Source organism: Chitinophaga sp., from assembly GCF_036569125.1.
In the GTDB taxonomy this organism is placed as follows: Bacteria; Bacteroidota; Bacteroidia; order Chitinophagales; family Chitinophagaceae; genus Chitinophaga.
The window spans coordinates 1-3,434 of record NZ_DATCRF010000802.1 but is presented as its reverse complement, the minus strand read 5'-3'; the positions used below and the strand labels follow the sequence as shown (position 1 = coordinate 3,434).

The 3,434-nt window shown below is 48.5% G+C and carries 2 protein-coding genes; both read left to right on the top strand.

What is annotated here, in order from left to right; translation table 11 throughout:
• Window positions 1-206: 206 nt before the first annotated feature.
• On the top strand, window positions 207-1,520 hold the full coding sequence (gene rimO / locus VIM87_RS29575) for a 30S ribosomal protein S12 methylthiotransferase RimO (protein WP_332000463.1): 1,314 nt from the start codon (window positions 207-209) through the stop codon (window positions 1,518-1,520).
• A 262-nt stretch (window positions 1,521-1,782) separates the two neighbouring features.
• Window positions 1,783-3,434, top strand: a 1,652-nt coding sequence (locus VIM87_RS29570; RefSeq protein ID WP_332000462.1) for a DEAD/DEAH box helicase, incomplete at its 3' end; no start/stop codon positions are given.

Below are 3,434 nucleotides of genomic sequence, written 5' to 3'. Positions count from 1 at the left end.
GTTAATACGTGTGCCACACCTCTGAGGTGTGGCACACATAAAATAACCAAAGGGTATAAAATGTCCTTTCTTTTTATTACCTTTGCAACTTCCAACACACCACCCCCACTAAGGCAAGGTCACACACAGTAAGTCTGCTGTTTTTATTTGTTCGTGTCTGAATGTCTTCGTGGCGGTACTAAACCGGCAATGAAGACTAGAACATAATGAAGAATAGAACATTAAAGAAAGACAAGGTTAATATTATTACATTAGGGTGTTCAAAGAACATGGTTGATTCTGAAGTGCTTAGCGGGCAGTTGCAGGCCAATGCAATTGACGTAGTGCACGAGAACGCCAAAAAAGACCATAACATTGTAGTAGTGAACACCTGTGGTTTTATTGACAAAGCCAAGGAAGAATCCATCAACACTATACTGGAACAGGTAGAGCTGAAGCAAAAGGGCCGGCTGGATAAAGTATATGTAACCGGCTGTTTGAGTGAACGCTACCGCGGCGACCTGGAAACGGAGATCCCCGGGGTAGATGCCTGGTTCGGCACCATGGAGCTGCCACTGATCCTGAAGAAATTTGACGCCGATTATAAAGCGGAGCTGCTGGGTGAGCGCCTGTTGAGCACCCCCTCACATTACGCTTACCTGAAAATAGCAGAAGGCTGTAACCGCACCTGCTCTTTTTGCGCAATACCTCTTATGAGAGGCGCCCATGTATCCAAACCTATTGAAGCCATTGTAGCAGAAGCTGAAAAGCTGGTGCGCGCTGGTGTAAAAGAGGTGATGCTGATAGCGCAGGAATTAACGTATTACGGTTTAGATCTGTATAAACAACGCCGCCTGGCCGACCTGTTAAGGGCGCTGGCCGCGGTACCGGGACTGGAATGGATACGGCTGCATTACGCTTACCCGCACAAATTCCCGATGGATGTGCTGGACGTGATGAACGAGTTTCCCAACATTTGCAACTACCTGGATATGCCTTTGCAGCACGCAGCAGATAACATGCTGAAAGCTATGAAAAGGCAGATCACACGTACTGAAATGCAGGACCTGGTAGCAGCTATCCGTGAAAAGGTGCCGGGTATTTGCCTGCGTACCACCCTCATTACCGGCTTCCCGGGCGAGACCCTGGAAGACGTGGAAGAAATGAAGCGTTTCCTGGAAGATATGCGTTTTGACCGCGTAGGTATTTTTACCTACAGCCATGAAGAAGGCACCAGCGCCTATGACCTGGAGGACAATATCCCCGCAGAAGAGAAGGAGCGGAGGGCCCGGGAGATTATGGAGCTGCAGCAGGAGATCTCTTACGAAAAGAACCAGGAAAAAATAGGCCAGATATTTAAAGTAATAGTGGACAAGAAAGAATCCGGCCGCTACCTGGCGCGTACCGAATTTGATTCCGTGGAAGTGGATAATGAAGTGATCATCAACACCAGCAAGCGCCTGAAACCGGGCGATTTTGTGCACGTAAAGATCACCAAAGCATTTGACTACGACCTGGAAGGGGAATTAGTGGAAATGTAAGCAGAAAGCTGAAAGCGAAAAGCAAAAAGCTGAATGCCAATGCAACAGGCAGGCTGTTTAAACGCCACAGGCATCCTGCCGGAAGCAAAATACAAAAGGCATCCCGCTTAAAGCAGCGGATGCCGGATACCGGAAGTTAGCAATTAAGGAATCAATATTACTTGCAGTACATGCAGGAAGCGTTATGCGTTCAGCGTGTAGCGTTCGGCAGATAGCTGCGTATTAAATAATAGCTCCGGACGGAGCTTGTTAAAGCAAATCAATGATAACATTTGAGTCACTGGGCTTACAGGAGCCCATTTTAAAAGGAATCCAGGACCTGGGATTTATTGCACCTACTCCCATACAGGAAAAAGCCATTCCTGTATTATTGACCGGCGACCGGGACTTTGTAGGACTGGCGCAAACAGGGACCGGAAAAACGGCAGCATTTGGCCTGCCCTTATTACAACAACTGGATATTAAACGCCGGCAACCACAGGGACTGATCTTATGTCCTACCCGGGAGCTGTGCCTGCAAATAACCAACGATCTGAAGAACTTCAGCAAACACCTGGGTGATCTGAGCGTAGTAGCCGTTTACGGTGGCGCCAGCATTGTACAGCAGCTGCGTGAGCTGAAAAGAGGTGCGCATGTGGTGGTAGCTACCCCCGGCCGCCTGCTGGATATTATAGACCGCGGTGCGGTTAACTTCGAGAATGTACGTTATGCCGTACTGGATGAAGCAGATGAAATGCTGAACATGGGTTTCCAGGAAGACATCAACAACATTCTTTCCAAAACACCGGAAACTAAAACTACCTGGCTGTTTTCCGCCACCATGCCGCAGGAGGTTCGCCGTATTGCACAGCAATATATGACCAACCCCTTTGAGCTGACGGTAGGTAACAAGAACAGCGGTAACGCGAATATTGAGCACGAATATTATGTGGTGCGCCCGCGCGAAAAATACGCAGCGCTGAAACGCATTGTGGATTATAATCCTGAAATATTCGGCATCATCTTTACCCGTACTAAAATAGAATCACAGGAAATAGCCGAATCCCTGATCCGCGATGGTTATAATGCCGATGCCCTGCACGGCGATCTGACCCAGCAGCAGCGGGATAAGGTAATGAAACGTTTCCGCGAAAGATCCATCCAGATGCTGGTAGCAACCGATGTGGCTGCCCGTGGTATTGATGTGGACAACGTTACGCACGTAATTAACTACGAGCTGCCGGATGATGTGGAGAACTACACGCACCGCAGCGGCCGTACCGCGCGCGCCGGTAAATCAGGCATATCAATTGCTATTATCAGTAGCCGTGATATTGGTAAGATACGCCAGATAGAAAGGGTGATAGGCAAGAAGTTCATTAAGGCTGAAGTGCCGGATGGTTTTGCCGTTTGTGAAAAGCAGCTGTTTGCATTAGTGCATAAAGTGCACAATGTAACGGTGAACGAAGAGCAGATAGAGCCCTACCTGGAGCGCATATACGAAGAATTCACCAACATGAGCAAGGAAGAGCTGATCAAGCGCTTTGCTTCCCTGGAGTTTAACGAGTTCCTGGAATACTACCAGGATGCGCCGGACCTGAACGTGAAGGAAGAAAGGAGAACCTATGGCGAAAGCAGCGGACCTTCCTCTTCCGGCATGAGCTTCCGTGGCACCGGTAAGTTCACACGCCTGTTCATTAACCTGGGTTCAGTAGATGATTTTACCCGTGGGGATATGTTACGTTACCTGTGCGATACCAGCGGCGTAAGGGGCAATAAGATAGGCCGTATAGACCTGAAAGGGGTATACTCTTTCTTTGAAGTGGAGAATGATGTGGTTGAGAAGTTTGTACAAGTATTTAAAAAAGCAGAATACAATGGCCGCAGCGTACGGATCGAAATGTCGCAGGATGGTGATAAACGCCGCAGTGGCGG

Excerpts from the sequence above, each read along its gene's own strand:
- rimO (WP_332000463.1), top strand. The coding sequence starts at position 207 with ATGAAGAATAGAACATTAAAGAAAGACAAGGTTAATATTATTACATTA.